At 70.8% G+C, this 22,454-nt stretch carries 25 protein-coding genes and 1 pseudogene; 7 read left to right on the top strand and 19 right to left on the bottom strand.

Going from position 1 to position 22,454, the window contains the following annotated elements:
- The 8 genes and pseudogenes from hisF to hisD all read right to left on the bottom strand — a co-directional run.
- On the bottom strand, positions 1-440 hold a 440-nt coding region (gene hisF / locus VFB40_RS01500), incomplete at its 3' end, for an imidazole glycerol phosphate synthase subunit HisF (protein ID WP_324847416.1).
- Positions 440-829 (bottom strand): RidA family protein, encoded by a 390-nt coding sequence (locus VFB40_RS01505; protein ID WP_324847417.1) that lies wholly within the window; start codon positions 827-829, stop codon positions 440-442. The genes VFB40_RS01505 and hisF, both read right to left, overlap by 1 nt.
- On the bottom strand, positions 826-1,563 hold the full coding sequence (gene priA, locus VFB40_RS01510) for a bifunctional 1-(5-phosphoribosyl)-5-((5-phosphoribosylamino)methylideneamino)imidazole-4-carboxamide isomerase/phosphoribosylanthranilate isomerase PriA (RefSeq protein ID WP_324847418.1): 738 nt from the start codon (positions 1,561-1,563) through the stop codon (positions 826-828). Before priA ends, VFB40_RS01505 begins: the two co-directional genes overlap by 4 nt.
- Positions 1,564-1,607: 44 nt before the next feature.
- Entirely contained in the window at positions 1,608-2,240 is a 633-nt protein-coding gene (hisH, locus tag VFB40_RS01515) for an imidazole glycerol phosphate synthase subunit HisH (RefSeq protein WP_324847419.1), read from the bottom strand.
- 11 nt (positions 2,241-2,251) lie between these two features.
- The gene (locus VFB40_RS01520; protein ID WP_324840246.1) at positions 2,252-2,413 is read right to left on the bottom strand and encodes a CG2302 family histidine operon protein; all 162 of its coding nucleotides are present in this window, start codon (positions 2,411-2,413) and stop codon (positions 2,252-2,254) included.
- A complete protein-coding gene (hisB, locus tag VFB40_RS01525) occupies positions 2,410-3,018 on the bottom strand; it encodes an imidazoleglycerol-phosphate dehydratase HisB (protein WP_324847420.1) in 609 nt (202 codons plus the stop codon). Before hisB ends, VFB40_RS01520 begins: the two co-directional genes overlap by 4 nt.
- A gap of 10 nt (positions 3,019-3,028) precedes the next feature.
- A complete protein-coding gene (locus VFB40_RS01530) occupies positions 3,029-4,153 on the bottom strand; it encodes a histidinol-phosphate transaminase (RefSeq protein ID WP_324847421.1) in 1,125 nt (374 codons plus the stop codon).
- Between the two features lie 125 nt (positions 4,154-4,278).
- A pseudogene (gene hisD / locus VFB40_RS01535) lies at positions 4,279-5,610 on the bottom strand (histidinol dehydrogenase); the annotation flags it as partial.
- A gap of 216 nt (positions 5,611-5,826) precedes the next feature.
- Here hisD and VFB40_RS01540 point away from each other — a divergent pair.
- Both VFB40_RS01540 and ybaK read left to right on the top strand, forming a co-directional pair.
- A complete protein-coding gene (locus VFB40_RS01540; protein ID WP_324847423.1) occupies positions 5,827-6,489 on the top strand; it encodes an LON peptidase substrate-binding domain-containing protein in 663 nt (220 codons plus the stop codon).
- 69 nt (positions 6,490-6,558) lie between these two features.
- Entirely contained in the window at positions 6,559-7,065 is a 507-nt protein-coding gene (ybaK, locus tag VFB40_RS01545) for a Cys-tRNA(Pro) deacylase (protein ID WP_324847424.1), read from the top strand.
- A 43-nt stretch (positions 7,066-7,108) separates the two neighbouring features.
- Here ybaK and VFB40_RS01550 read toward each other — a convergent pair whose 3' ends face one another.
- Both VFB40_RS01550 and VFB40_RS01555 read right to left on the bottom strand, forming a co-directional pair.
- Positions 7,109-8,755 carry an ABC transporter permease gene (locus VFB40_RS01550; RefSeq protein WP_324847425.1) on the bottom strand — a complete coding sequence of 549 codons (1,647 nt, stop codon included), beginning with the start codon at positions 8,753-8,755 and terminating at the stop codon, positions 7,109-7,111.
- On the bottom strand, positions 8,752-9,699 hold the full coding sequence (locus tag VFB40_RS01555; RefSeq protein ID WP_324847426.1) for an ABC transporter ATP-binding protein: 948 nt from the start codon (positions 9,697-9,699) through the stop codon (positions 8,752-8,754). The genes VFB40_RS01550 and VFB40_RS01555 overlap by 4 nt, the downstream gene beginning before the upstream one ends.
- A 90-nt stretch (positions 9,700-9,789) precedes the next feature.
- On the opposite strand from VFB40_RS01555, the gene VFB40_RS01560 reads away from it, so the two are divergent.
- The gene (locus VFB40_RS01560) at positions 9,790-10,275 is read left to right on the top strand and encodes a GbsR/MarR family transcriptional regulator (protein WP_349261298.1); all 486 of its coding nucleotides are present in this window, start codon (positions 9,790-9,792) and stop codon (positions 10,273-10,275) included.
- Positions 10,276-10,289: 14 nt separating this feature from the next.
- Here VFB40_RS01560 and VFB40_RS01565 read toward each other — a convergent pair whose 3' ends face one another.
- Positions 10,290-11,066, bottom strand: coding sequence for a hypothetical protein (locus VFB40_RS01565; protein ID WP_324847428.1), 777 nt, complete (start codon positions 11,064-11,066; stop codon positions 10,290-10,292).
- Between the two features lie 92 nt (positions 11,067-11,158).
- Between VFB40_RS01565 and VFB40_RS01570 the strand changes: the two genes are divergently transcribed.
- The gene (locus VFB40_RS01570) at positions 11,159-11,728 is read left to right on the top strand and encodes a YdeI/OmpD-associated family protein (protein ID WP_324847429.1); all 570 of its coding nucleotides are present in this window, start codon (positions 11,159-11,161) and stop codon (positions 11,726-11,728) included.
- Positions 11,729-11,800: 72 nt separating this feature from the next.
- Here the strand turns inward: VFB40_RS01570 and dnaE are convergent, their stop codons facing one another.
- From dnaE to VFB40_RS01585, 3 genes are all read right to left on the bottom strand, one after another.
- Complete coding sequence (gene dnaE / locus VFB40_RS01575; protein ID WP_324847430.1) at positions 11,801-15,346, bottom strand: DNA polymerase III subunit alpha; 3,546 nt, start codon at positions 15,344-15,346, stop codon at positions 11,801-11,803.
- Positions 15,347-15,424: 78 nt separating this feature from the next.
- Complete coding sequence (crcB, locus tag VFB40_RS01580; protein WP_324847431.1) at positions 15,425-15,790, bottom strand: fluoride efflux transporter CrcB; 366 nt, start codon at positions 15,788-15,790, stop codon at positions 15,425-15,427.
- Positions 15,791-15,854: 64 nt separating this feature from the next.
- A complete protein-coding gene (locus VFB40_RS01585) occupies positions 15,855-16,439 on the bottom strand; it encodes a fluoride efflux transporter FluC (protein WP_324847432.1) in 585 nt (194 codons plus the stop codon).
- A gap of 222 nt (positions 16,440-16,661) precedes the next feature.
- Between VFB40_RS01585 and VFB40_RS01590 the strand changes: the two genes are divergently transcribed.
- Complete coding sequence (locus VFB40_RS01590; RefSeq protein ID WP_324847433.1) at positions 16,662-17,450, top strand: COG4280 domain-containing protein; 789 nt, start codon at positions 16,662-16,664, stop codon at positions 17,448-17,450.
- The gene (locus tag VFB40_RS01595) at positions 17,447-17,650 is read left to right on the top strand and encodes a hypothetical protein (protein ID WP_324847434.1); all 204 of its coding nucleotides are present in this window, start codon (positions 17,447-17,449) and stop codon (positions 17,648-17,650) included. Before VFB40_RS01590 ends, VFB40_RS01595 begins: the two co-directional genes overlap by 4 nt.
- 28 nt (positions 17,651-17,678) lie before the next feature.
- Here VFB40_RS01595 and VFB40_RS01600 read toward each other — a convergent pair whose 3' ends face one another.
- The 5 genes from VFB40_RS01600 to VFB40_RS01620 all read right to left on the bottom strand — a co-directional run bounded on the left by VFB40_RS01600 (position 17,679) and on the right by VFB40_RS01620 (position 21,182).
- Entirely contained in the window at positions 17,679-18,278 is a 600-nt protein-coding gene (locus VFB40_RS01600; protein ID WP_324847435.1) for a Chromate resistance protein ChrB, read from the bottom strand.
- A 4-nt stretch (positions 18,279-18,282) separates the two neighbouring features.
- Positions 18,283-19,221 carry an RluA family pseudouridine synthase gene (locus VFB40_RS01605; RefSeq protein WP_324847436.1) on the bottom strand — a complete coding sequence of 313 codons (939 nt, stop codon included), beginning with the start codon at positions 19,219-19,221 and terminating at the stop codon, positions 18,283-18,285.
- Entirely contained in the window at positions 19,218-19,922 is a 705-nt protein-coding gene (lspA, locus tag VFB40_RS01610; protein ID WP_324847440.1) for a signal peptidase II, read from the bottom strand. Before lspA ends, VFB40_RS01605 begins: the two co-directional genes overlap by 4 nt.
- A gap of 94 nt (positions 19,923-20,016) precedes the next feature.
- A complete protein-coding gene (locus tag VFB40_RS01615; protein WP_324847437.1) occupies positions 20,017-20,655 on the bottom strand; it encodes a TraR/DksA family transcriptional regulator in 639 nt (212 codons plus the stop codon).
- Positions 20,656-20,900: 245 nt separating this feature from the next.
- Positions 20,901-21,182, bottom strand: coding sequence for a DUF167 domain-containing protein (locus VFB40_RS01620; RefSeq protein WP_414642000.1), 282 nt, complete (start codon positions 21,180-21,182; stop codon positions 20,901-20,903).
- Between the two features lie 422 nt (positions 21,183-21,604).
- On the opposite strand from VFB40_RS01620, the gene VFB40_RS01625 reads away from it, so the two are divergent.
- Positions 21,605-22,454, top strand: an 850-nt coding sequence (locus VFB40_RS01625; protein ID WP_324847439.1) for a class I tRNA ligase family protein, incomplete at its 3' end; no start/stop codon positions are given.

The following is a 22,454-nucleotide window of genomic DNA, read 5'->3' on the forward strand; positions in this document are numbered from 1 at the left end:
GGCGGGGCGGCCTCCGGCCGCGCCGGCGCCGCCGGGACGCGGCGGGCGTCGATGGCGACCACGACGCACTGGGCGCCGAACTCGGCCGCGATCTCCGAGATCACCTCGGGCCGCTGCACCGCCGCGGTGTTGAGGCCCACCTTGTCGGCACCGGCCCGCAGCATCCGGCGAGCGTCCTCCACCGTGCGGATGCCGCCGCCGACCGTCAGCGGGATGAAGACCTGCTCGGCGGTGCGCCGCACGATCTCGTAGGTGGTCTCGCGGTCACCGGAGGAGGCGGTGATGTCCAGGAAGGTCAGCTCGTCCGCGCCCGCGGCGTCGTAGGCGGCGGCCAGCTCGACCGGGTCGCCGGCATCGCGCAGGTTGGCGAAGTTGACGCCCTTGACGACCCGCCCGGCGTCCACGTCCAAGCACGGGATGACGCGCACGGCGAGGCTCATCAGCGAGCCTCCCGGTAAGCGTCGAGTTCGACCTCGACGAGCATCTGAGCGTCGATCAGCTTGGAGACCACGACCATCGTCGCCGCAGGCCGTACCGCATCGAACAGCTCCTTGTGGGCACGCCCGACCGCTTCCATGTCGCGCGGGTGCACGACGTACATACGGGTACGCACGACGTCCGCGCGGGAGAAACCAGCTTCCGACAGAGCCTTGAGCGCGACGTTGAAGGCAGTGAGCGCCTGGTTGTACGGGTCGCCCTCGTGGTTCACGATCCCGTCCACGACCGCCGTGCTGCCGGAGCAGTACGCGTGCTGGCCGGCCACGACCAATCGCGAGTAGCCGAACTTCTCCTCGAAGGGACCTCCCGAGTTGTACCGTTTCACGCTCATCGGGAAACCGCCTCCAGCGCCTGTTCGAGGGTGAATGCGCCCGCGTACAGGGCCTTGCCCACGATAGCGCCCTCCACACCGAGCGGGACGAGGCTTTGCAGAGCCTTGAGATCATCGAGGCTGGACACGCCGCCGGAGGCCACGATCGGCCGGCCGGTCGCCGCGCACACCGCCCGGTACAGTTCGATGTTCGGGCCTTGCAGCATCCCGTCCTTGTTCACGTCGGTGATGACGTAGCGGGCGCAGCCCTCGCGGTCCAGCCGCTCCAGCGTCGCGAACAGCTCGCCGCCGTCGCTGGTCCAGCCGCGCCCGCGCAGCCGCCATTCGCCGTTCTCCAGCCGCGCGTCCAGGCCGACCGCGATCCGGTCGCCGTGCTCGGCGATGGCCTTGGCCACCCACGCGGGCTGCTCCATCGCCGCGGTGCCGAGGTTCACCCGCGTGCAGCCGGTGGCCAGCGCCGCGCGCAGCGAGTCGTCGTCGCGGATGCCGCCGGACAGCTCGACCTTGACCTCCAGCCGCGCGACCACGTCGGCCAGCAGCTCGCGGTTGTTGCCCCGGCCGAAGGCGGCGTCCAGGTCGACGAGATGGACCCACTCGGCTCCGGACTGCTGCCAGGCGAGCGCGGCGGTCAGCGGGTCGCCGTATCCGGTCGCGGTCCCGGCCTCGCCTTGGACGAGCCGGACCGCCTGGCCGCCTTCGACGTCGACGGCGGGCAGGAGCTCGAGCTTCGGCATGTGTGCGCACTCTTCTCTTGGGGGCAAGGTCTTGGGCGGGCGGATCAGAGGGTGGACACCCAGTTGGCGAGCAGGGCCGCGCCCGCGTCGCCGGACTTCTCCGGATGGAACTGGGTGGCCCACAGCGCGCCGTTCTCCACGGCGGCGACGAACGGGCGCTCGCCGTACTTGCACCAGGCGACCTTGGGAGTGCGCAGCGGCCCGGTGTCGTTGAGGTGCCAGTCCTGCACGGCGTAGGAGTGCACGAAGTAGAAGCGGGTGTCCCCGGGCAGGCCCGCGAACATGCGGCTTTCCGCGGGGAGCTCCAGCGTGTTCCAGCCCATGTGCGGGACGACCGGGGCGTCGATCCGCTCGACCGTGCCGGGCCACTCGGCGCAGCCCTCGGTCTCGACGCCGTGCTCGATGCCGCGCTCGAAGAGGATCTGCATCCCGACGCACACGCCGAGCACCGGGCGCCCGCCGGCCAGCCGGCGGCCGACGATCCGCTCGCCGCGCACGGACCGCAGCCCGTCCATGCAGGCCGCGTACGCGCCGACGCCGGGCACGAACAGGCCGTCCGCCTCGATCGCAGCGTTGAAGTCGGAGGTGACGGTCACCTCGACGCCCTGCCGCGCGACGGCGCGTTCGGCGGAGCGGATGTTGCCGGAGCCGTAGTCGAGGATCGCGACGTGCTTCACCGGTGGTCCGCTCACTTCCAGCGCAGCACGCCGGCCGCGATGGCCATCGCCGCGCACACGCCCAGGATCCCGATCAGGACCTTCGGCAGGCCCTGCTTGGCGAAGGAGATCACGCCACCGATCAGGAACAGGCCGAGGAAGATCAGGAACGCGGCCGCGTAACTGCCGGTCATAGGACGCCCTTTGTGCTCGGCACGCCGACGACTCTCGGGTCGAACGCGCACGCGTCGCGCAGCGCCCGCGCGACCGCCTTGAACTGCGCCTCGACGATGTGGTGCGCGTTGCGGCCGTAGGGCACGTCGATGTGCAGGCAGATCTGTGCCTGCGCGACGAAGGACTCGAAGATGTGCCGGGTGAGCGTGGTGTCGTAGGACCCGATCATCGGGGCCATCCGCTCCGGCTCGCTGTGCACCAGGTACGGCCGGCCGGACAGGTCGACGATCGCGTGCGCGGCGGCCTCGTCCAGCGGCACCCAGCAGTCGGCGAACCGCCGGATGCCGGCCTTCTCGCCCAGCGCCTTGCGGAACGCGGTGCCGAGCGCGATGGCGGTGTCCTCGACGGTGTGGTGCGAGTCGACGTGCAGGTCGCCGGTGGTCTTCACGGTCAGGTCGAACAGACCGTGCTTGCCGAGCTGGGCGAGCATGTGGTCGTAGAAGCCGATGCCGGTCTCCACGTCCACCGAGCCGCTGCCGTCGAGGTCGATCTCGACCAGGACGGTGGACTCCTTGGTGGCCCGCTCCACCCGGCCGACGCGACGGCGCGGGGAGTCGTCGCTCACAGAATCTCCTTCAGTGCAGTACTTCTTTCAGTGCGGCCAGGAACGCGCCGGTCTCTTCGGGCGTCCCGGCGGTGACACGCAGCATCCCGGGAAGCCCGACGTCGCGGACCAGAACGCCTCGATCCAGCAGCGCCTGCCAGACCGCCTTGCTGTCGCGGCGAGCGTCACCGCTCTCCGACGCGCCGTTCACGCCGAAAGCGACGAAGTTCGCGTCCGAGGGAACGACCGGGAGGCCGAGCGCGGTCAGTTCGCTCACGATCCGGTCGCGCTGCGCCTTTACCGCGTCCACAGTACCGAGCAGCGCATCGACGTGAGCCAGCGCGGTACGCGCTGCCGCCTGCGTGAGCGCGGAGAGATGGTACGGGAGCCGGACGAGCAGCAGTGCGTCGATCACGGCGGGATCGGCGGCGAGGTAACCGACGCGTGCGCCGGCCATCGCGAACGCTTTGGACATCGTCCTGGTCACGATCAGCCGCGGCCGACCCGGGAGCAGGGTGAGCGCCGAGGCGGTGCCGGGGCGGAAGAACTCGGCGTACGCCTCGTCGATCACGACGATGCCGGGAGCGGCGTCGACGACCGCCTCCACCAGTTCCATCGGCGCGGCCGTGCCGGTCGGGTTGTTCGGCGAGGTGAGGAAGACCAAGTCGGGCTGGTGCCGCCGGATCGCGGCGACCGCCTTGGCCGGGTCCAGGCTGAAGTCTGCCTCGCGCGGCTCGGCGATCCAGGTGGTGCCGGTGGCCAGCGCGATCAGCCGGTGCATGGTGTACGAGGGCTCGAACCCGAGCGCGGCCCGGCCGGAGCCGGCGAAGCACTGCAGGATCTGCTGGATGACCTCGTTGGAGCCGTTGGCGGCCCACAGGTTCGCGGCGGTCAGCCCGTGGCCGAGGTACTGGGCCAGGTCCTTGCGCAGCTCGACCGCGTCCCGGTCCGGGTAGCGGTTGAGCGTGGTGGCCGCGGCGGTGACGGCGTCGCGCAGGTCGGCGATCAGCTCGGGCGGCGGCGGGTAAGGGTTCTCGTTCGTGTTCAGCAGCACCGGCACGTCCAGCTGCGGCGCCCCGTACGGGCTCAGCCCGCGCAGGTCGTCGCGTATCGGCAGGTCCTGCCAGGAGATCGGGGCGCCCTGGGTCGTCGTCACCAGCGCAGCTCCTGCTCGGTGTCCGCATCGGAGATCGACGCCGGTGCCGGTGCCGACGCCGAATCGGCATGAGCGTCAGCGGCAGAAAACTCAGGGTACTGAGATCCGAAGTCGTCCTCGCGCCGAGCCTGCTGCTGCTCGTGCGGGAAGCGGATCGTCACCGCCTCGCCGTGCGCCGGCAGGTCCTCCGCGTTGGCCAGCGCGACCACGTGGTGCGCGACCTCGCTGAGCGCCGCCTCGGTGTACTCGACGATGTGCACGCCCTTGAGGAAGGACTGCACCGAAAGCCCCGAGGAGTGGCAGGCGCAGCCGCCGGTGGGCAGCACGTGGTTCGAGCCGGCGCAGTAGTCGCCGAGCGAGACCGGCGAGTGCGGGCCGACGAACACCGCCCCGGCGTTGCGCACCCGGCCGGCCACGACGCGCGCGTTCGAGGTCTGGATCTCCAGGTGCTCGGCGGCGTAGGCGTTGACCACGGCGAGCCCGGCTTCCAGGTCGTCGACCAGCACGATCGCGGACTGGCGGCCGCCGAGCGCGGCGGTGATGCGCTGGCTGTGCTTGGTGGCCGGCACCTGCCTGGCCAGTTCCAGCTCGACCGCCTCGGCCAGCGCGACCGCGTCGGTGACCAGCACCGCGGCAGCCAGCGGGTCGTGCTCGGCCTGGCTGATCAGATCGGCGGCGACGTGCGCCGGGCTGGCGGTCAGGTCGGCCAGGATCGTGATCTCGGTGGGCCCGGCCTCGGCGTCGATGCCGATGCGGCCCTTGAGTAGCCGCTTGGCGGCGGTGACGTAGATGTTGCCGGGACCGGTGACCAGGTCGACCGGCGCGCAGCGGGTCGCGCCCTGGCCCGCGCCGTAGGCGAACATCGCCACGGCCTGCGCGCCGCCGACCGAGTAGACCTCTTCGACGCCGAGCAGCGCGCACGCGGCCAGGATCGTCGGGTGCGGCAGGCCGCCGAACTCCTTCTGCGGCGGGGAGGCGACGGCGATCGCGCCGACCCCGGCGACCTGCGCCGGGATCACGTTCATGACCACCGAAGAGGGGTACACGGCCCGGCCGCCGGGCACGTAGAGCCCGACCCGGTCCATCGGGATCCAGCGTTCGGTGACCGCGCCGCCGGGCACGACCTGGGTGCGCACGTCGCGACGCTTCTGGTCGGTGTGTACCTTGCGGGCACGCCGGATCGACTCCTCAAGCGCCGCGCGGACCTGCGGGTCCAGGCTGGAGAGCGCGTTCGCCAGCGCCTCGCGGGACACCCGGACCGACTCCAGATGGACGCCGTCGAACTGCTCCCCGTATTCGATCAGCGCCGCCTCGCCGCGGACGCGCACGTCCTCGCAGATCGGCCGCACGGCCTCGAGCGCCGTCTCGACGTCCAGTTCGGCCCGCGGCACCAGGGTGCGCAGGTCGAGGGAGCCCCCGAGCAGGTCCATCCCCCGCAAATCGATACGAGTGATCACCAGCCCAGTGTAGTTCCACTGGTCATGGCCGTCGCCGAGTATTCCGCCCTGCGGACGATCAGCCGACCCGCACGAGTGACCGGACCGTGATCGTCCGTGTCCGGTTCCGGGTTCTCACGCCCCGCATCGCGACACGCTGGGAGGCGTGTGCCGGGTAACCGGTGTTGCTGGTTGTGTCGCCTGCGTACGTTCAGCTAAGCGCTCTAGGCTAGGCGCATGGCCACCACGCTGCCGCTCTTCCCCCTGGGATCGGTGCTCTTTCCGGGCGTGGTGCTGCCCCTGCACATCTTCGAACCGCGCTACCGCAAGATGGTGGCGGATCTCCGCGAGCTGCCCGAGGGCGAGGCGCGGCAGTTCGGGGTCGTGGCGATCCGAGACGGCCGGGAGGTCGGCGCGCAGTCCGTGGAGAGCGTGTACGACATCGGCTGCACCGCGCGGATCTCGGCGCTCGAGGCGCACGAGGACGGCCGCTATTCGCTGGTGACGACCGGTGTGCAGCGGTTCCGGCTGCTGGACGTCGACACCAGCGGGGCGTACCTGATCGGCGAGGTCGAGTATCTGGAGGAGCCCTCGGACGCGCGGGCCGAGGCGCTGAAGACGTCGAGCACGGCGCTGCTGCTCGGCTATCAGCGCGCGCTCGCAGGGTTGCGCGGGGTGCGCACCGGCAGCATCCCGGAACTGCCGGACGACCCCACCGTGCTGTCGTATCTGATCGCCGCGGCGATGGTGCTCGACCTGCGGGACAAGCAGAGGCTGCTGGCCACGCCGGACACGGCTAGCAGGCTCCAGCGGGAACAGGCCCTGCTGCGCCGGGAGACCCTGCTCATCAAGGAGCTGCGAACGCTGCCGGCCGTGGATCTGCTGCGCCGCGACCGCTAGGCACTTAGACCCTTAGGCACCGAAAAACGGCCTGCGGCCGGGGCCGTGATGGGCGCTAAGCTCCCCGGCATGGCGAACAAGGCGGCGTCCAAAGGTGCCGCATCAAAGGGAACTCCGGCGACAGTGGCGTTGACGCAGGCCAAAGTGTCGTTCGACGTGCACGCCTACGACCACGATCCGGGCGCTCAGTCCTACGGCACCGAGGCGGCCGAGGCCATGGGTGTACCGGCCGAGCGGGTGTTCAAGACGCTGCTCGCGGACGTGGACGGCAAGCTCGTGGTGGCCGTGGTGCCCGTTTCAGGACAGCTGGATCTCAAGGCATTGGCGAACGCGGCCGGCGGCAAGAAGGCCGCGATGGCCGATCCGGCGGCGGCCGAGCGGACGACGGGCTATGTACTCGGCGGCATCTCGCCACTCGGCCAACGCAAGAAGCTGCCCACGGTGGTCGACGAATCCGCCCTCGCATACGAGACGGTGTTCTGCTCGGCGGGCCGCCGCGGCCTGGAGATCGAGCTGGCGCCCGCGGACCTGGTGCGGCTCACTTCAGCGCGCACCGCCGCGATCGGGCGTGATTGACGGGGAAGATCGTCCCGCTGGGCGGGACGGAACTCGGTTCGTGTCAGCCCAGTTGCAGATCGCGGCGCCGGAAGGCGGCGAGGCCGAGCCAGATGAGGGCTCCCGCGAGCAGGGCCAGCCATCCGAGCGGTGTCCAGGAGAACGCGCCGCCGGGCACTTTCGGCACGTGCGTGAACGGTGAGACGTCCATCACGGCCTGACTCAGCTTCAGTACCGGTCCGAGCTGGCCGAGCAGCAGGAAAAGGGTGAGCGCTGCCCAGGCGGCGGCAGCGTATCGGGGCAGCGCGCCGAACAGCGCCACGGCGATCGCTGCGGCGATGATCGCGGCCGGCCATTGCGCCAGCGCGCCGCCGATCAGCCGCGGCAGCTGGCCGGATACGTCATGCGTGCGCAGGCCGTGTGCGAGCCCCGCGCCGAATCCGCCGACCACCAGCAGCACGGCCGTGCCCAGGAGCGCGGAACCGACATGGCTGGCCGCCCAGCGCACCCGTCCGATCGGCGTGGCCAGAAGGGGTTCCGCACGACCGGCGCTTTCCTCGCCGCCCGCGCGCAGCGTCGTCTGCACCGCGTAGATCGACGCGACCAGGCCGAAAATGCCCGCGCAGGCGGCCAGGTAGGCATCGATGAGCCCTTGCTGTCCGCCCATCTCGTCGATGATCTTGACCATCTGCGCACTGGAGGTCAGCACGCCGCCGATGTCCTTGGCGATGTACCCGATCACCAGGCCGCCGAGGAGGAATCCGACCGACCACCCGAGCAGCGCGCCCCGGTGCAACCGCCAGGCCAGGCCGAACGGACCGCCCAGATCGCGGCCGGCGCGCTCGGCCCCGTCGCGGGTCGCCAGCAGTCCTGAGCCGAGGTCGCGGCCCGCCGCGAGCCGGACCGCCACCAGCGTGAGCAGCAGGGCGCACGCTAGGGGCGGCGCCAGGACCCACCAGCGGTTCGCGCCGTACGCGTCGACGCGCTCGACCCACCCGAGCGGTGTGCACCACATCAGCCAGCCGTAGCCGCTCGCGTCGGCGGCGGCCCGGGCGAGGAAGGAAGCGCCGAGCACCGCGCACGCGATGCCGTTGGCGGTGCGCGAACTCTCCGCGATCTGCGCGGTGACGGCGGCCAGGCCCGCGAAGAGGCAGCCGCAGCAGGCGATCGCGAGGCCGAGCGCCAGCGCCCCGGGGAAGGTGCAGCCGAGGAACGGAAGCACCACGCTCGTACCCAGCGCCACGCCCACGTTCGCGACGAGCGCGACGCTGAGGGCCGAGGCGAGCGGCGCACGGTGACCGATCGCGGTCGCACCGAGCAGCTCCTGTCGTCCGGTCTGCTCCTCGGCTCGGGTGTGCCGCACGACGAGCAGGATCGACATCACTCCGGCGAGCGTGGCCGCCAGGACCGCGATACGCCAGGCGGTGATGCCGCCGAGCGAGGTCGAGGTGACCCGGCCGTAGATCGCGATCGTCGACGGCGTCGCGTTGATGACCGCGGCGAATTCCCTGCGCGAGGCCTCGGTGCTGTAGAGGTTCTTGAAGCTGTACGCCGTCGAGGCCGAGGTGGCGAGCAGCGCGTAGACCCACACCGGCAGCATGATCCGGTCGCGGCGCGCGGCAAGTTTGAGCAGCACGCGGGTACCGGCGAACGGGCTCGCCTGCCAGGTCCGCGAATGCGCGGCAGGCGCGACAGGTGCGTACGTGCTCATCGGATCGCCGCCGCCTGATCGTCCTCGTCCTGCGGCCGCTGCGTAGCGTAGTACTTGATGAACAGCTCTTCGAGCGTCGGCGGGCGGCTCGTCAGGGTGCGTACTCCCGCCTCGGTCAGCGCGCGCAGCACCGTTTCCAGCGCCTCCGGGTCGGCCTGGCAGCGGACCGTCGAGTCCTCGAGCGCGAATTCGTGCACGCCGGGTGCGCCGCCGAGCCGCGCGGCGAGGTCCACCGCCTGCGCGTGGGCCAGCTCGGCCACGATCGTGGTGCGGGACAGGTGCCGCAGGTCGGCGAGGCTGCCGGTGTCCACGGTCCGCCCGGAGCGGATGATCGAGACCCGATCGCAGAGCTCTTCCACCTCGGACAGGATGTGGCTGGAGAGCAGGATGGTCGCCTCGCGCTCGCGCGCCTGCGCGACGCACTGCCGGAACACCGCCTCCATCAGCGGATCGAGGCCGGAGGTCGGCTCGTCCAGGATGAGCAGCTCGGGCTCCCCGGCGAAGGCCGCGATCAGGGCGACCTTCTGCCGGTTGCCCTTGGAGTAGGTGCGGCCCTTCTTGCGCGGGTCGAGCTCGAAGCGGTCGATAAGGTCGTCGCGGCGTTTGGCGGAGAACCCGCCGCGCACCTCGCCGAGCAGGTCGATCGCCTCTCCCCCGGTCAGGTTCGGCCAGAGGGTGACGTCGCCGGGCACGTAGGCGAGGCGCCGGTGCAGGGACACCGCGTCGCGCCAGGGGTCGCCGCCGAGCAGGCGGACGGTGCCGGCGTCCGCGCGCAGCAGGCCGAGCAGAACCCGGATGGTCGTGGACTTGCCGGCGCCGTTCGGACCGAGGAAGCCGTGCACCTCGCCCCGCTGCACGCGTAGGTCCAGTCCGTCGAGGGCGCGGGTGCGCCCGAAGTCCTTGCGCAGTCCGGCGATCTCGATCGCCCCGGTTTCCCGCGTCACCGCCGCCCCGTCCTTCCCGCCGCAGCCTCCATGGCGGCAAGCTACTCTGATTTCACTAATTTGTGAAACCACTGAAGCGTATAAAATGTGATGGTGACAGTGACGACACGGGACGAGGAGGCGGTGCGCGGCTTCGTCGAGCGGCTGGCGCTGCTGTTCGCCGACTGGGGCTTTCCGCGGATGGCCGCGCGGGTGCTGTTCGCGCTGATGACCGCCGAGGCGCCGGGGCTGACGGCGAACGAGCTGGCCGAGCGGCTGGACGCGAGCGCGGCCGCGATCTCCGGCGCGGTGCGATACCTGGGGCAGCTCGGCTTCGTGGTGCGCGAACCGGTCCCGGGCTCGCGCCGCGACCTCTACCGGCTGCGCGATCACACCTGGTACGCGGGCACCGCCACCGCGGTGCAGTTCTACGACCTGGTCATCTCGGCGGCCGACGAGGTGCTCGGCGCGGTCGGCGGGCCGGACACGACGGTCGGCGAGCGGGTCGGCGAAATGCGGGACTTCTTCGCGTTCGTGCGCAGCCGGGTGCCTGCTCTGCTGGACGAGTGGCAGGCCACGCGTCAGGCTCAGGCCTAGGCCCGGGGCCAGGTTCAGTCAGAACGCTGATCGGGGTGCGTGGGCTGCCCGTCTGACGGTTCGTCCGACGAGGGGGCTGTGGGCAGGTGGCCGCCCGGCACGACTCCGTTGCCGTTGTGTCCCGTCGGCGCCGCGTTGAACGGCAGCGGGTACGCGTCCGGCGGCAGACCGCTCTCCTGCGCTCCCCAGCCGGGGAAGAGCTGCGGCTCCGGTTCCGGATCGGAAGGGCCGAACAGCAGGATCAGAAAGAAGAACACGCCGGCCGCGACGGCGGGCCACAGCCAGATCACGCCGATGGCGCGCACCGACATCGGCAGGTCGAAGGTCGCGCCGTTGGCCACACCGTGCGCGGCCGTGAGTATCGAACCCCCGCCCGGGCCGATGATCGCGCCGAACCAGGCGGCCAGATAGCCGCCCCCGATTCCGCCGGCGGCGAGCGCTATCGCCGCGCCGACGCTTCCGCCGCGCCGGTAGCGCAGGAAGGCGAAGAGCGCGAGCAGGATCGCCGCGACGCAGGCGAACAGGGCGAACCAGCCGTCGCGCGCGACGAAGGTCTTGCCCTCCGGGGCCGCGTAGTAGACGCCGCCCTGGTTCACCACGCCGAGCACCGCCGGGGAGAGTTCGCGCCACAGCGCCCCGACGCCGAGGGACAGCAGCACGCTCGCCCCGGCCACCACGGCGAAGGCGGCGGCGTCGTAACGCGCCTCGGGCCGCCGCAGGAACGGCACGCGCGGATCCTCGTCGGAGTGCGGCGACGGCAGGGGTGGCGGCCATGGCGTCTCAGTGCTCATCGGGGCCAGCTTTTCACGGCAACCTGAGCTTGTCGCGCGGGGGTCGGGCTCGTTAGCGGACTGTGTCGGTGGCGCGTGCTTCGATGGGAGGCATGGACCGACTGATCCTGCCCTTCGCCTCCGCGCGGCTCTGGGCGTCCTGGCTGGCCGAGCACCATGCGGACACGCCTGACGGGGTGTGGCTGAAGATCGCGAAGAAGGACAGCGGCATCGCGACGGTCACCTACGCCGAGGCGCTGGAAGAGGCGTTGTGCTTCGGCTGGATCGACGGGCAGAAGCGTTCGTTCGACGAGACGTGGTTCCTGCAGGGCTTCACGCCGCGCCGGGCGCGCAGCCGGTGGTCGAAGGTGAACACCGAGAAGGTGCAGGAGCTGATCGCGGCCGGCCGGATGCAGCCGGCCGGGCTGCGGGAGATCGAGGCGGCGAAGGCCGACGGCCGGTGGGAGCGCGCGTACGAAGCGCAGTCCGTGGCTCAGGTGCCGCCGGACCTGCAGGCGGCGTTCGACGCGAACCCGAATGCGGCCGAGTTCTTCGCGACGCTGACCGGCGCCAACCGGTACGCCGTGCTGTACCGCATCCAGGACGCGAAGCGGCCGCAGACCCGCGCCGCGCGCATCGAGAAGTTCGTGGAGATGCTGGCGCGGGGCGAGACCCTGCACTAGCCGGACGCGCCCCGTTCCGGACGCGCCCGACTGCGTTTTCGTCCCGCCGGCACAGACAAGTCTCCCTGTTCGCTAGCCCAGGCAGGAGGGGCCGAGCAGCGCCTTGAGGTCGCCCATCAGCGCCGGGGACGGGGTCACCCGCAGGTGGTCGCCGACCTTCAGCACCGTGGTCGAGGTCCGGCCGCGCATGCGCACCCTGACCTCCGTCATGCCCGGGTGGCTGGCCAGCACCTCGCGCAGCCGGGGCGCCGAGGCCGGGGTGATCTTCGAGTCGTGCACGTGCAGCACCAGCGGCTGGTTGGCCTCGGCCTGCGCCAGGTCCGGCACGTTCAGCTCGATCGCCATGAGCCGCGGCACGTCCTCGCGCCGTTCGACCTTGCCCTTGACCAGCACCACCGCGTCCTCGGCCAGCGCGGTCGCGTAGAGCTGGTAGCTGTTCGGGAAGAACATCACGTCGATCGAGCCCTCCAGGTCCTCGATCGTCGCGATGGCCCACTGGTTGCCCTGCTTGGTCATCTTGCGCTGCAGGCCGCTGATGATCCCGCCGATGGTCGCGGTCGCGCCGTCCGGGTACATCTGCGCCTCGGCGTTGAGCGTGGCGATCGAGGCGTCCGACTTCGCCGCCAGCAGGCCTTCGAGGCCGGAGAGCGGGTGGTCGGAGACGTACAGGCCCAGCATCTCCCGCTCGTAGCCGAGCAGGATGCCCTTGTCCCACTCGGTCGTGGAGAACTCCAGCTCGAGGCCGGGGGCCGCGGACTTCTCGTCCTCGCCGAGCAGCGCGCCGAAGAGCGAGTCCTGCCCTATGGCCTCCTGCTTCTTGACCTCGACCACGCTGTCCACCGCGCGCTCGTGCTGTTCGAGCAGGCCGCGGCGGGCGTGGCCGAGCGAGTCGAAGGCCCCGGCCTTGATCAGCGATTCGATGGTGCGCTTGTTGCAGACCACCGCGTCCACCTTGTTCAGGAAGTCCTGGAAGGAGGTGAACCGGCCCTTGCTGCGGCGCGCGTTGCGGATCGACTCGACCACGTTGGCGCCGACGTTGCGGATGGCGGAGAGGCCGAAGCGGATCTCCTGGCCGCGCGGGGTGAAGTCGGCGTCGGACTCGTTGACGTCCGGCGGCAGCACCTTGATCCCCATGCGGCGGCACTCGCCGAGGTAGATCGCGGACTTGTCCTTGTCGTCCTTGACGCTGGTGAGCAGCGCGGCCATGTACTCGGCCGGGTAGTTGGCCTTCAGGTACGCGGTCCAGTACGCGACGAGGCCGTAGCCCGCCGAGTGCGCCTTGTTGAACGCGTAGTCGGCGAAGGGGACCAGGATGTCCCAGATGGTCTTGATCGCCACGTCCGAGTAGCCGTTGGCGCGCATGCCCTCGGAGAACGGGACGAACTCCTTGTCCAGGACCTCCTTCTTCTTCTTGCCCATCGCCCGGCGCAGCAGGTCGGCCTGTCCGAGCGTGTACCCGGCGAGCACCTGCGCGGCGGCCATGACCTGCTCCTGATAGATGATCAGGCCGTAGGAGACGTCGAGCACTTCGCGCAGCGGCTCGGCCAGCTCCGGGTGGATCGGGGTGATCGGCTGGCGGCCGTTCTTGCGCTCGGCGTAGTTGATGTGCGAGTTGGCGCCCATCGGGCCCGGCCGGTACAGGGCGATGACGGCGGAGACGTCTTCGAAGTTGTCCGGGCGCATCTGCCGCAGCAGCGAGCGCAGCGGGCCGCCGTCGAGCTGGAACACCCCGAGCGTGTCGCCGCGGCTCATCAGCTCGTAGGTGGGCTTGTCGTCCAGCGGGATCTTCAGCAGGTCGATCTTGGTGCCGGTGGACTGCTCGATGTTGCGCACCGCGTCGTCGACGATGGTCAGGTTGCGCAGCCCGAGGAAGTCCATCTTGATCAGGCCGAGCGATTCGCAGGTCGGGTAGTCGAACTGCGTGATGATCACGCCGTCGGCCGGGCGCATCATGACCGGCACGTAATCGGTGATCGGCTCCGCGGAGATGATCACGCCGGCCGCGTGCACGCCGGGCTGCCGGATCAGGCCCTCGATGCCCTTGGCCGTGTCCACGACCTTGCGCACGTCGGCGTCGGACTCGTAGAGCGAGCGGAATTCGCCGGCCTCGGCGTACCGCGGGTGCTCCGGGTTGAAGATCCCGGAAAGCGGGATGTCCTTGCCCATCACCGCGGGCGGCATCGCCTTGGTGATCCGGTCGCCCATCGCGAAGGGATAGCCGAGGACCCGCGAGGAGTCCTTCACGGCGGCCTTGGCCTTGATGGTGCCGAAGGTGGCGATCTGGGCGACCTTGTCCTCGCCGTACTTCTCGGTGACGTAGCGGATCACGTCGGCCCGGCGGCGGTCGTCGAAGTCGACGTCGATGTCGGGCATCGAGACGCGGTCGGGGTTGAGGAACCGCTCGAACAGCAGGTTGTACGGGATCGGGTCCAGGTCGGTGATGCCGAGCGCGTAGGCGACCAGCGAGCCGGCCGCCGAGCCGCGGCCCGGGCCGACCGGGATGCCGTTGTCCTTGGCCCAGTTGATGAAGTCCGCGACCACGATGAAGTAGCTCGGGAACCCCATCTGGGTGATGATGCCGAGCTCGTATTCGAGCCGCTGCTTGTAGACCTCGGTGTCCGGGTAGCCGCCGGGGAAGCGCCGGTCAAGGCCCTCGTAGGCGAGCCTGCGGAACCACTCGTCCTCGGTCAGCCCGTTCGGCGGGGGCAGCCGCGGCATCAGGTTCTTGAACGTGAACATCCCGCTGGTATCGACCTTCTCGGCGATCAGCAGGGTGTTGCGGCAGCCTTCGAGCCAGACCTCGTTGTCCTCGACCGCGCGCATCTCGTCCGCGCTCTTGAGGTAGTAGCCGTCGCCGCCGAAGCGGAACCGGTTCGGGTCGTCGATGTTGGCGGCGGTCTGGATGCACAGCAGCACGTCGTGCGAGACCGACTCCTCGCGGAAGGTGTAGTGCGAGTCGTTGGTGACGACCGGCGGGATGTTCAGCTCCCGCCCGATGCGCAGCAGGTCTTCGCGGACCCGGGCTTCGATGTCCAGCCCGTGCGCCATCAGCTCCAGGTAGTAGTTGTCCCGGCCGAAGATCTCCTGGTACGTGGCGGCGGCGTCGCGGGCCTTCTCGTATTGGCCAAGCCGCAGCCGGGTCTGCACCTCGCCGGACGGGCAGCCGGTGGTGGCCATCAGGCCCTCGTGATGCTCGGCGAGCAGCTCGCGGTCCATGCGCGGCCACTTGCGGTAGAAGCCTTCGGTGTAGGAGCGGGAGGAGAGCTTGGTCAGGTTCGACAGGCCGCGGGCGTTGGCCGCCCAGATCGTCATGTGGGTATAAGAGCCCGAAGCAGACACGTCGTCGGACTTCTGGCTGGGCTGGCCCCAGAGCACCGGCTTGGCGGTGTACCTGGTCTCCGGCGCGACGTACGCCTCGATGCCGATGATCGGCTTGACCCCGGCGCCGGTGGCCTGCTTGAAGAAGTCGTGCGCGCCGTGCAGGTTGCCGTGGTCGGTCATGGCGACCGCGGGCATCTCCAGCTCGACGGCCCGTTTGAACATGTCCTTGAGCCGGGCGGCTCCGTCGAGCATCGAGTACTCGGTATGTACGTGGAGGTGCACGAAGGAGTCAGCCACGGCGAAATCCTAGCGCTCCCCCACTGACAGAAAATCGAGTTCCGGAGCAGTGAGCAGCTAGTTTGTGTAAGGCACTTGTCAGGCCAGGCCGATGGCCAGGCCGACCGCCGCGGCGGCGAGCCCGGCAGCGACGCTTCCGGCCAGATTCGCCAGCGCGACGAGTCCCGAGCCCTCCTCCATGAGGCGCACGGACTCGAAGCTGAAGGTGGAGAAGGTCGTGTACCCGCCGCAGACCCCGGTGCCGACGATCGCGACGGCGCTGGTGGCCAGCCCGTGGTGGGCGGCCAGGCCCGCGAGCAGGCCGAGCACCAGCGAGCCGCTGATGTTGATCAGCCAGGTGCCGGCCGGGAACACCCCGGCGCGGCGGCGGGCGACGGCCTGGTCGAGCACGTAGCGCAGGACGGCGCCGAACGCGGCCCCGAGCCCGACGGCGACAGCGAGCATCAGGCGGCCTCCGTCCGGACGTCGGTCATACACGGCTTGATAGCGGTGGAGGCGTGCTGTCGGCTCATCGCGACCCGCCCTGAGCCGGGACCAGCTGGTGCTCCTGCGCGCCCTCGAGTTCTTCGGCCAGCTTGCGCTCGCGGTGCGCGACGATCGCGCGCCCCACGGTCAGGCCGAGGCTGGTCGCGGCGAGCCCGGCGGCGAGCGAGCCGAGCACGTCGCCCGCGGCCGCGCCGTAGTCGTGGGCGCCGAGCAGCCGGTCGGTGTCGAGCATCCAGGTCGAGAACGTGGTCAGCGCGCCGCAGAAGCCGACGCCCAGCAGCGGGCGCACGTACACGGTCGGCGGCAGGATCTCCAGCACGAAGACGGTGAGCAGGGCCAGGATGAACGAGCCGGCGACGTTCACCGTGAAGGTGGTCGCCGGGAACGTGCCGTGCGCGGTCGGAAACGCCAGGCCGATCTCGTAGCGGGCCACGCCGCCGAGGAAGCCGCCGATCGCGATCGCCGCCAGGACGCGCTCGTGCCGGTGGCGCTCTGGGGTGTGGGCTTGGGTCTTCTCGGCCGACTCGACCTGGACGTCCGGGTCGATCGGCAGATGATGGTTGCCGTCGATCGCGGCCTCGGGGTCGTGTTCCGGCTTGTGGACCATCGGGTACACCTCTCCTACTCGCATTACCTCGTTCGAGTAGGGACCGTTGGCCGCGGCGTCCCGGCTGCGGCGGTTGACGGCGAGCCCCTCCGCCGGAAATCCCACTATACCGGACCGCTCGAATTCCCCGTCCAGCGCCGTTATGAGGCGCAACTAACGGCTGTTAGGATGCCGCGAAGAACGTGGCACACGCAGTTTCCGAGGCAGTCGCGAGGAGGGTCGATGACCGGTACCGGGGGTGCTCTTTTCGCCGCGGTGTTCCTGGCCTGCGCGGTAGAGGCGGTCGAAGCGCTGACGATCGTGCTGGCGGCGGGTACCGCGCGCGGCTGGCGCTCGGCGGGACAGGGCGTGGTCAGCGCCTTGATCGTGCTGGCCGCCATCGTCGCCGCGCTCGGCCCGGCGCTGACCGCGATCCCGCTGGGCGCGCTGCGCCTGATCGTGGGCGCGCTGCTGCTGGTCTTCGGCTTGCAGTGGCTGCGCAAGGCGGTGTTGCGGGCCAGCGGGCACAAGGACCTGCACGACGAGGACGCGATCTTCGACCGGGAGCTGGCCGCGGCGCGCGAGGCGCAGGCCGAGCGGCGCTGGGTGGTCACCGACTGGTACGCCTACACCCTCTCGTTCAAGGGCGTACTGCTCGAAGGGCTCGAAGTGGCGTTCATCGCGATCACCTTCGGCGGCAACCAGCACGACGTGCCGCTGGCCGCGGTCGCCGCGCTGGCCGCGATCGCGGTGGTCACGCTGGTCGGGCTGGCGATCAAGGCGCCGCTCTCGCGGGTGCCGGAGAACACGCTGAAGTTCGTGGTCGGCGTGATGCTCACCAGCTTCGGGATGTTCTGGGGCGCGCAGGGCGCGGACGCGCACTGGCCCGGCGACGACGCGGCGCTGCTGGTGATCGCGCCGGTCGTGGCGCTCTTCGCGCTCGGGCTCGTCGCGGTGCTGCGTCAGTCGGCGCCGCCGCGCGAGACCGCCGTCGTCCCGGCCTCGGCCGCCTTGCGGATGGAGGAGTCATGATCGCGCGGCTGAAGGCCTTCGGCGCCTTCTGGTACGACTTCATCGTCGGCGACGACTGGCGGGTCGCGGTCTTCGTCGTCGCGGCGCTGGCGGTCACCTTCGCGGTGAGCAAGAGTTCCGTTCCGGCCTGGTGGATCCTGCCGGCGGCGGTGGTTCTCGTGCTGCCGTGGAGCCTGTGGCGGGCCCGCCGCAAGCGGTGATCGCGAGGCGCGGGCCAGGGCGCTGCCGCTACTGGCCCTCGCCCTCTTCCCGGTAGACGCGCGCCGCGTACTCCTCCAGCGCCCGCTCGCAGGTGCCCAGCGCCTCGAGCGTGGCGGACCGCTTCGGCGCGCCGAACACGTCCCGGTCTGTCACCTTGGCCAGCCAGCCCTGGAGCTTGACCAGGTCCTCCTCGTTCTCCTCGAGCTCGGCGTAGGTGAAGTGCCGCGCCTTGTACTCCTTGTCCAGCTGGGCGAGGAAGTCCTGGCACTTGTCGATGATCTCCTCGTACTCGTCGTCCCGCGCGGCCTGGAACGCGGCCAGCACCTCGCCCTCGCCGGCCAGCGCGGTGCACGACAGCAGCACCGCGCTGCCGCCCATCTCGCCGATCTCGTGCCGCAGCTTGCGCAGCGCCCGCTCGGCGGCGGCGCTTGCGGGCAGGGCTGCGGCGGAGTTCTGCAGGTAAATCGCGCCCAAGCCTTTGAGTCGGCGCCAGGCGGTCGCGCGCAGGCGGGTCGGCTCGGACGGGATGCGGTAGATCAACACGAGCCAGCCGGTCGGCGCGGAATCGGCACGCTGCGCCCCGTCCTCGGCTGGCCTGACGGCCTCGTCCGACACGGCGTCCGACACTGCGTCAGCTCTCCGCGGCGATCACGTCGAGCGCGTGCTGAAGATCGTCAGGGTACGGGGACTCGAACTCGACGCGCTCGCGGGTGCCCGGGTGCTCGAAGGCGAGCCGGACCGCGTGCAGCCACTGCCGCGACAGGCCGAGCCGCTTGGTGAGCGCCGGGTCGGCGCCGTAGGTCAGGTCGCCGACGCAGGGGTGGTGCAGCGCCGACATGTGGACCCGGATCTGGTGGGTGCGGCCGGTTTCCAGCTTGATGTCGAGCAGGGTCGCGTGCCGGAAGGCCTCGATCGTGTCGTAGTGGGTGACCGAGTCCTTGCCGTCGGCGGTGATCGCCCACTTGTAGTCCAGCTTGGGGTGGCGGCCGATCGGCGCGTCGACCGTGCCGCTCATCGGGTCCGGGTGGCCCTGCACCAGCGCGTTGTAGGTCTTGTCCACGGTGCGCTCCCGGAAGGCCTGCTTGAGCAGCGTGTACGCCAGCTCGGACTTCGCGACCACCATGAGGCCGGAGGTGCCCACGTCGAGCCGGTGCACAACGCCTTGCCGCTCGGCCGCGCCGGAGGTGGAGATGCGGTAGCCGGCCGCCGCGAGGCCGCCGACCACGGTCGGGCCGAGCCAGCCCGGGCTGGGGTGCGCCGCGACGCCGACCGGCTTGTCGACCACCACGATGTGCTCGTCGTCGTGCACGATCCGCATGCCGGGCACCGGCTCCGGAACGGTCTGCTCCACCGGGACCGGGGGCGGCGGCAGCTCGACCTCGAGCCAGGCGCCGCCGCGGACCTTGTCCGACTTGCCGACGACCGAGCCGTCGATCATGACCCGGCCGTCCGCGGCGAGGTCCGCCGCCTTGGTGCGGGAGAGGCCGAACATCCGGGACAGCGCGGCGTCGACCCGCTCGCCGTCGAGGCCGTCCGGAACCGGGAGCGAGCGCAGGGTTCCCGTGCTCACGCGGCGGTTCCGTCCGCCTCGTCGCCCGACTCGGCCGGCTCCTGCCGGTCCTGAGCGGCGCTGCGCGCCTGGGCCTGGGCCTGTTGGACGGCGCGCTCGTCGGTGCCGTCCGGGTGCAGCCCGCGGAACGCGAGCAGCACCATCAGCGCGCCGCCTACGCAGATCGCCGAGTCGGCCAGGTTGAAGATCGGCCAGTGCGGCAGCTGGATGAAGTCGACCACCCAGCCGCGGAAGATCCCCGGCGCCCGGGCGATCCGGTCAGTGAGGTTGCCGAGCGCGCCGCCGAGCAGCAGCCCGAGCGCGATGGCCCACGGCAGGCTGAACAGCCGCCGGGCCAGCCGCAGGATCACCACGATCACTCCGACCGCGATGGCGGTGAAGATGATCGTGTACGCCTCGCCGACGGAGAACGCCGCGCCGGGGTTGCGGGTGTAGTCGAGCTGCAGCGCCGGGCCGAACAGCTTGATCGGCTGGCCGTAGTGCATCGTCGCGACCACGATCGCCTTGCTCGCCGCGTCCAGCGCGTAGATGGCCGCAGCGACCGCGAGCAGCACGCCGACGCGGCGCACCCGCCGTCCCGAACCGGCGGGAGGAACGTCGTCCCCTGGGCCTTCGAGCTGCGCGGGATGCGCCTGCTCCGCGGCCGGTGTGCGGTCCTCTTCGGCCGCCGGCGCGGCATCCTGCCCGTGTGCGGTGTCCATACGTTCCACGCGGCGACCTTACCTGGTCGCGCCCGGTGCTCTCAGCGAGAGCTGAGAAAGTCGCGCACCGGACGGACCCGCTGCGGCCGGCGGTCTAGTAGCGGCGCTCCTGCTTCTGCTTGCAGCCCACGCACAGCGTGGCGCGCGGGAACACCTGGAGGCGCGCCTTGCCGATCGGCTCGCCGCAGGTCTCGCACGCGCCGTAGGCGCCGGCCGCGATCCGGGCCAGGGCCCGCTCCGACTGCACCAGCATCTCCCGCGCGTTCGCCGCGATCGACATCTCGTGCTCGCGCTCGAAGTTCTTGGACCCGGCGTCCGCCTGGTCGTCCCCGGCGCCGTCGCTGGCGTCGCGCAGCAGGTCGGCGAGGGCGGTGTCGGCCGATTCCACGTCCGCGCGCAGCCGGTCGACCTCGGCGCGCAGGTCGGTCTCCACCTCGGCGACCTCGGCCTCGGTCCACGGGTCCTCGCCGGGACGCACCGGCAGCTCGCCCGGGGCGCCGCGGCCCGCCGCGCCGTTGGCCGCCACGAGCGCGGGATCCGGCGCCGTCGGCACCTCGGTCTTGGGCTTCGCGGCCGCGGCCCGCCCACCCCGCGAGGCGGGCACCTTGTTCGCCGGGCCCGAGGCCGCAGGGCGCTGCGCAGGCTTGGCCGCCGTCTTTTTACCGGCCTTCTTCGCGGCCGGAGCGGAAATCGCCGGTGACGCGGCGGGGGCGGAATTGCGCGCGGTGCTCACGGATGCATCCCTCGCTCTCAGATCGGAAACGGCCGCTCCGGACGGCGAAAGGGAAGCTACCGGGGCGGCTCGGGTGCGGGCGTTTGGTGCGGGTGGGGAAGCGCTCCGACGCCCGTCACCCATTCCGCACAACGGGTTACGCGTGCGATTGGTGCCCGGCCGCCTCCATCGCTAATCACGAAACGGCAAAGAACTTTTTCCGCCAGGCTGGTAGGCCGCGCGAGTGACCCCCGCAGGCACCCGGTTTAACCTGCGCGAAGAGTGTTCAGCCGCTCACCCGTCCCGGCCGGTGGATCCGAGATTTCGGCCACCTTGTCTCGGCTGGTGACACCGGACACGAGCCGGACGTCGCGCCGCGGGACGCCCAGCGCCTCGGCGAGCGCCTTGAGCGCCGCCTCGGTCGCCTTGCCGTCCACCGCGCGCTCCGAGACCGCCACCACAAGCGCGGCCTGAGCGCCGTCGGTGCCGTACGTCCCGCCGACCCTCGTCCTGCTCGCTCCGGGCTTCACGCGGATGGCGATGCGCAGGGCGGGGGCCGGTCCGTCGCCCCCAGACGGCAAATGATGCGGCTTCGGTCGAGCCATGGCCCTACACTATGTACCGCAGTCCGAACAGGCGTGGATGGGGACAGTAACGCCGCGTGCAGCCGCGAGCGAGCCAGGGACGGTGTGAGCCTGGCGGCGGGTACGGCGCGAAAATCACCCCGGAGCCGCCGGAAGAACCGCGCAGCAGGTGGCCGTGAGGCGCACCGCGGCGCTCAGTAGAACCGGCCGGGCAGCGCAACGAGAGGGCCTGGACCCGCGCGCAGTGGCGCTTCCGGGCCAAGAAGGGTGGTACCGCGGGAATCCCGCCGCCGTGTGCAGAACGCGGCGCGGGCGCCTCGTCCCTTCGCGACCACTGTGTCCGACGACCTCGGGCACGCTCGCGAGTGAGAGGGACGGCAGAGACCATGTATCGCCAGGTACCCGCCCAGGTGGACCTTGTGGCCATGGAGCACGAGGTGCTCGGCTTCTGGCGCGACCACTCCGTCTTCCGCAAGTCCGTCGAAGCCACCGCCGACGGTCCGCGGTGGACCTTCTACGAGGGACCGCCGACCGCGAACGGCATGCCGGGCACCCACCACGTCGAGGCCCGCGTCTTCAAGGACATCTTCCCGCGCTTCAAGACCATGAAGGGCTTCCGGGTCGAGCGGCGGGCCGGCTGGGACTGCCACGGGCTGCCGGTGGAGCTGGCCGTGGAGAAGGAGCTCGGCTTCTCCGGCAAGCAGGACATCGAGGCCTACGGCGTCGCCGAGTTCAACGCCAAGTGCCGCGAGTCGGTCAAGCGGCACGTCGGCGAGTTCGAGAAGATGACCGAGCGGATGGGTTACTGGGTCGACCTGTCCGAGGCGTACTGGACCATGAACCCCGGCTACATCGAGTCGGTGTGGTGGTCGCTCAAGCAGATCTTCGACAAGGGGCTGCTGGTCCAGGACCACCGCGTCGCTCCGTACTGCCCGCGGTGCGGTACCGGCCTGTCCGACCACGAACTCGCGCAGGGGTACGAGACGGTCGTCGACCCGTCGGTGTTCGTGCGTTTCCCGCTGACCTCAGGCCCGCTGGCGGGCGACGGCGAGAGCCCACAGGCCGCGCTGCTGGTGTGGACGACGACGCCGTGGACACTCGTGTCCAACACTGCGGTGGCTGTGCATCCGGACGTGACTTACGTCGTCGCGACGGACGGTAACGAGCGGCTCGTGGTCGCGGAACCGTTGCTCGCCAAGGCTTTGGGCGAGGGGTGGACCGCTACCGGCGAGTCCT

The sequence above is a fragment of the Actinocrinis sp. genome (genome assembly GCF_035650855.1).
GTDB lineage: Bacteria > Actinomycetota > Actinomycetes > Streptomycetales > Catenulisporaceae > Actinocrinis.

Bases quoted from the DNA above. Each gene is read 5' to 3' on its own strand.
- VFB40_RS01505 (WP_324847417.1), bottom strand. From the start codon at position 829: ATGAGCGTGAAACGGTACAACTCGGGAGGTCCCTTCGAGGAGAAGTTC.
- VFB40_RS01550 (WP_324847425.1), bottom strand. From the start codon at position 8,755: ATGAGCACGTACGCACCTGTCGCGCCTGCCGCGCATTCGCGGACCTGG.
- VFB40_RS01560 (WP_349261298.1), top strand. From the start codon at position 9,790: ATGGTGACAGTGACGACACGGGACGAGGAGGCGGTGCGCGGCTTCGTC.
- ybaK (WP_324847424.1), top strand. From the start codon at position 6,559: ATGGCGAACAAGGCGGCGTCCAAAGGTGCCGCATCAAAGGGAACTCCG.
- VFB40_RS01595 (WP_324847434.1), top strand. From the start codon at position 17,447: ATGATCGCGCGGCTGAAGGCCTTCGGCGCCTTCTGGTACGACTTCATC.
- crcB (WP_324847431.1), bottom strand. From the start codon at position 15,790: ATGCTCGCTGTCGCCGTCGGGCTCGGGGCCGCGTTCGGCGCCGTCCTG.
- VFB40_RS01520 (WP_324840246.1), bottom strand. From the start codon at position 2,413: ATGACCGGCAGTTACGCGGCCGCGTTCCTGATCTTCCTCGGCCTGTTC.
- priA (WP_324847418.1), bottom strand. From the start codon at position 1,563: ATGCCGAAGCTCGAGCTCCTGCCCGCCGTCGACGTCGAAGGCGGCCAG.
- VFB40_RS01540 (WP_324847423.1), top strand. From the start codon at position 5,827: ATGGCCACCACGCTGCCGCTCTTCCCCCTGGGATCGGTGCTCTTTCCG.
- VFB40_RS01570 (WP_324847429.1), top strand. From the start codon at position 11,159: ATGGACCGACTGATCCTGCCCTTCGCCTCCGCGCGGCTCTGGGCGTCC.
- VFB40_RS01585 (WP_324847432.1), bottom strand. From the start codon at position 16,439: ATGGTCCACAAGCCGGAACACGACCCCGAGGCCGCGATCGACGGCAAC.
- lspA (WP_324847440.1), bottom strand. From the start codon at position 19,922: ATGGACACCGCACACGGGCAGGATGCCGCGCCGGCGGCCGAAGAGGAC.
- VFB40_RS01565 (WP_324847428.1), bottom strand. From the start codon at position 11,066: ATGAGCACTGAGACGCCATGGCCGCCACCCCTGCCGTCGCCGCACTCC.
- VFB40_RS01590 (WP_324847433.1), top strand. From the start codon at position 16,662: ATGACCGGTACCGGGGGTGCTCTTTTCGCCGCGGTGTTCCTGGCCTGC.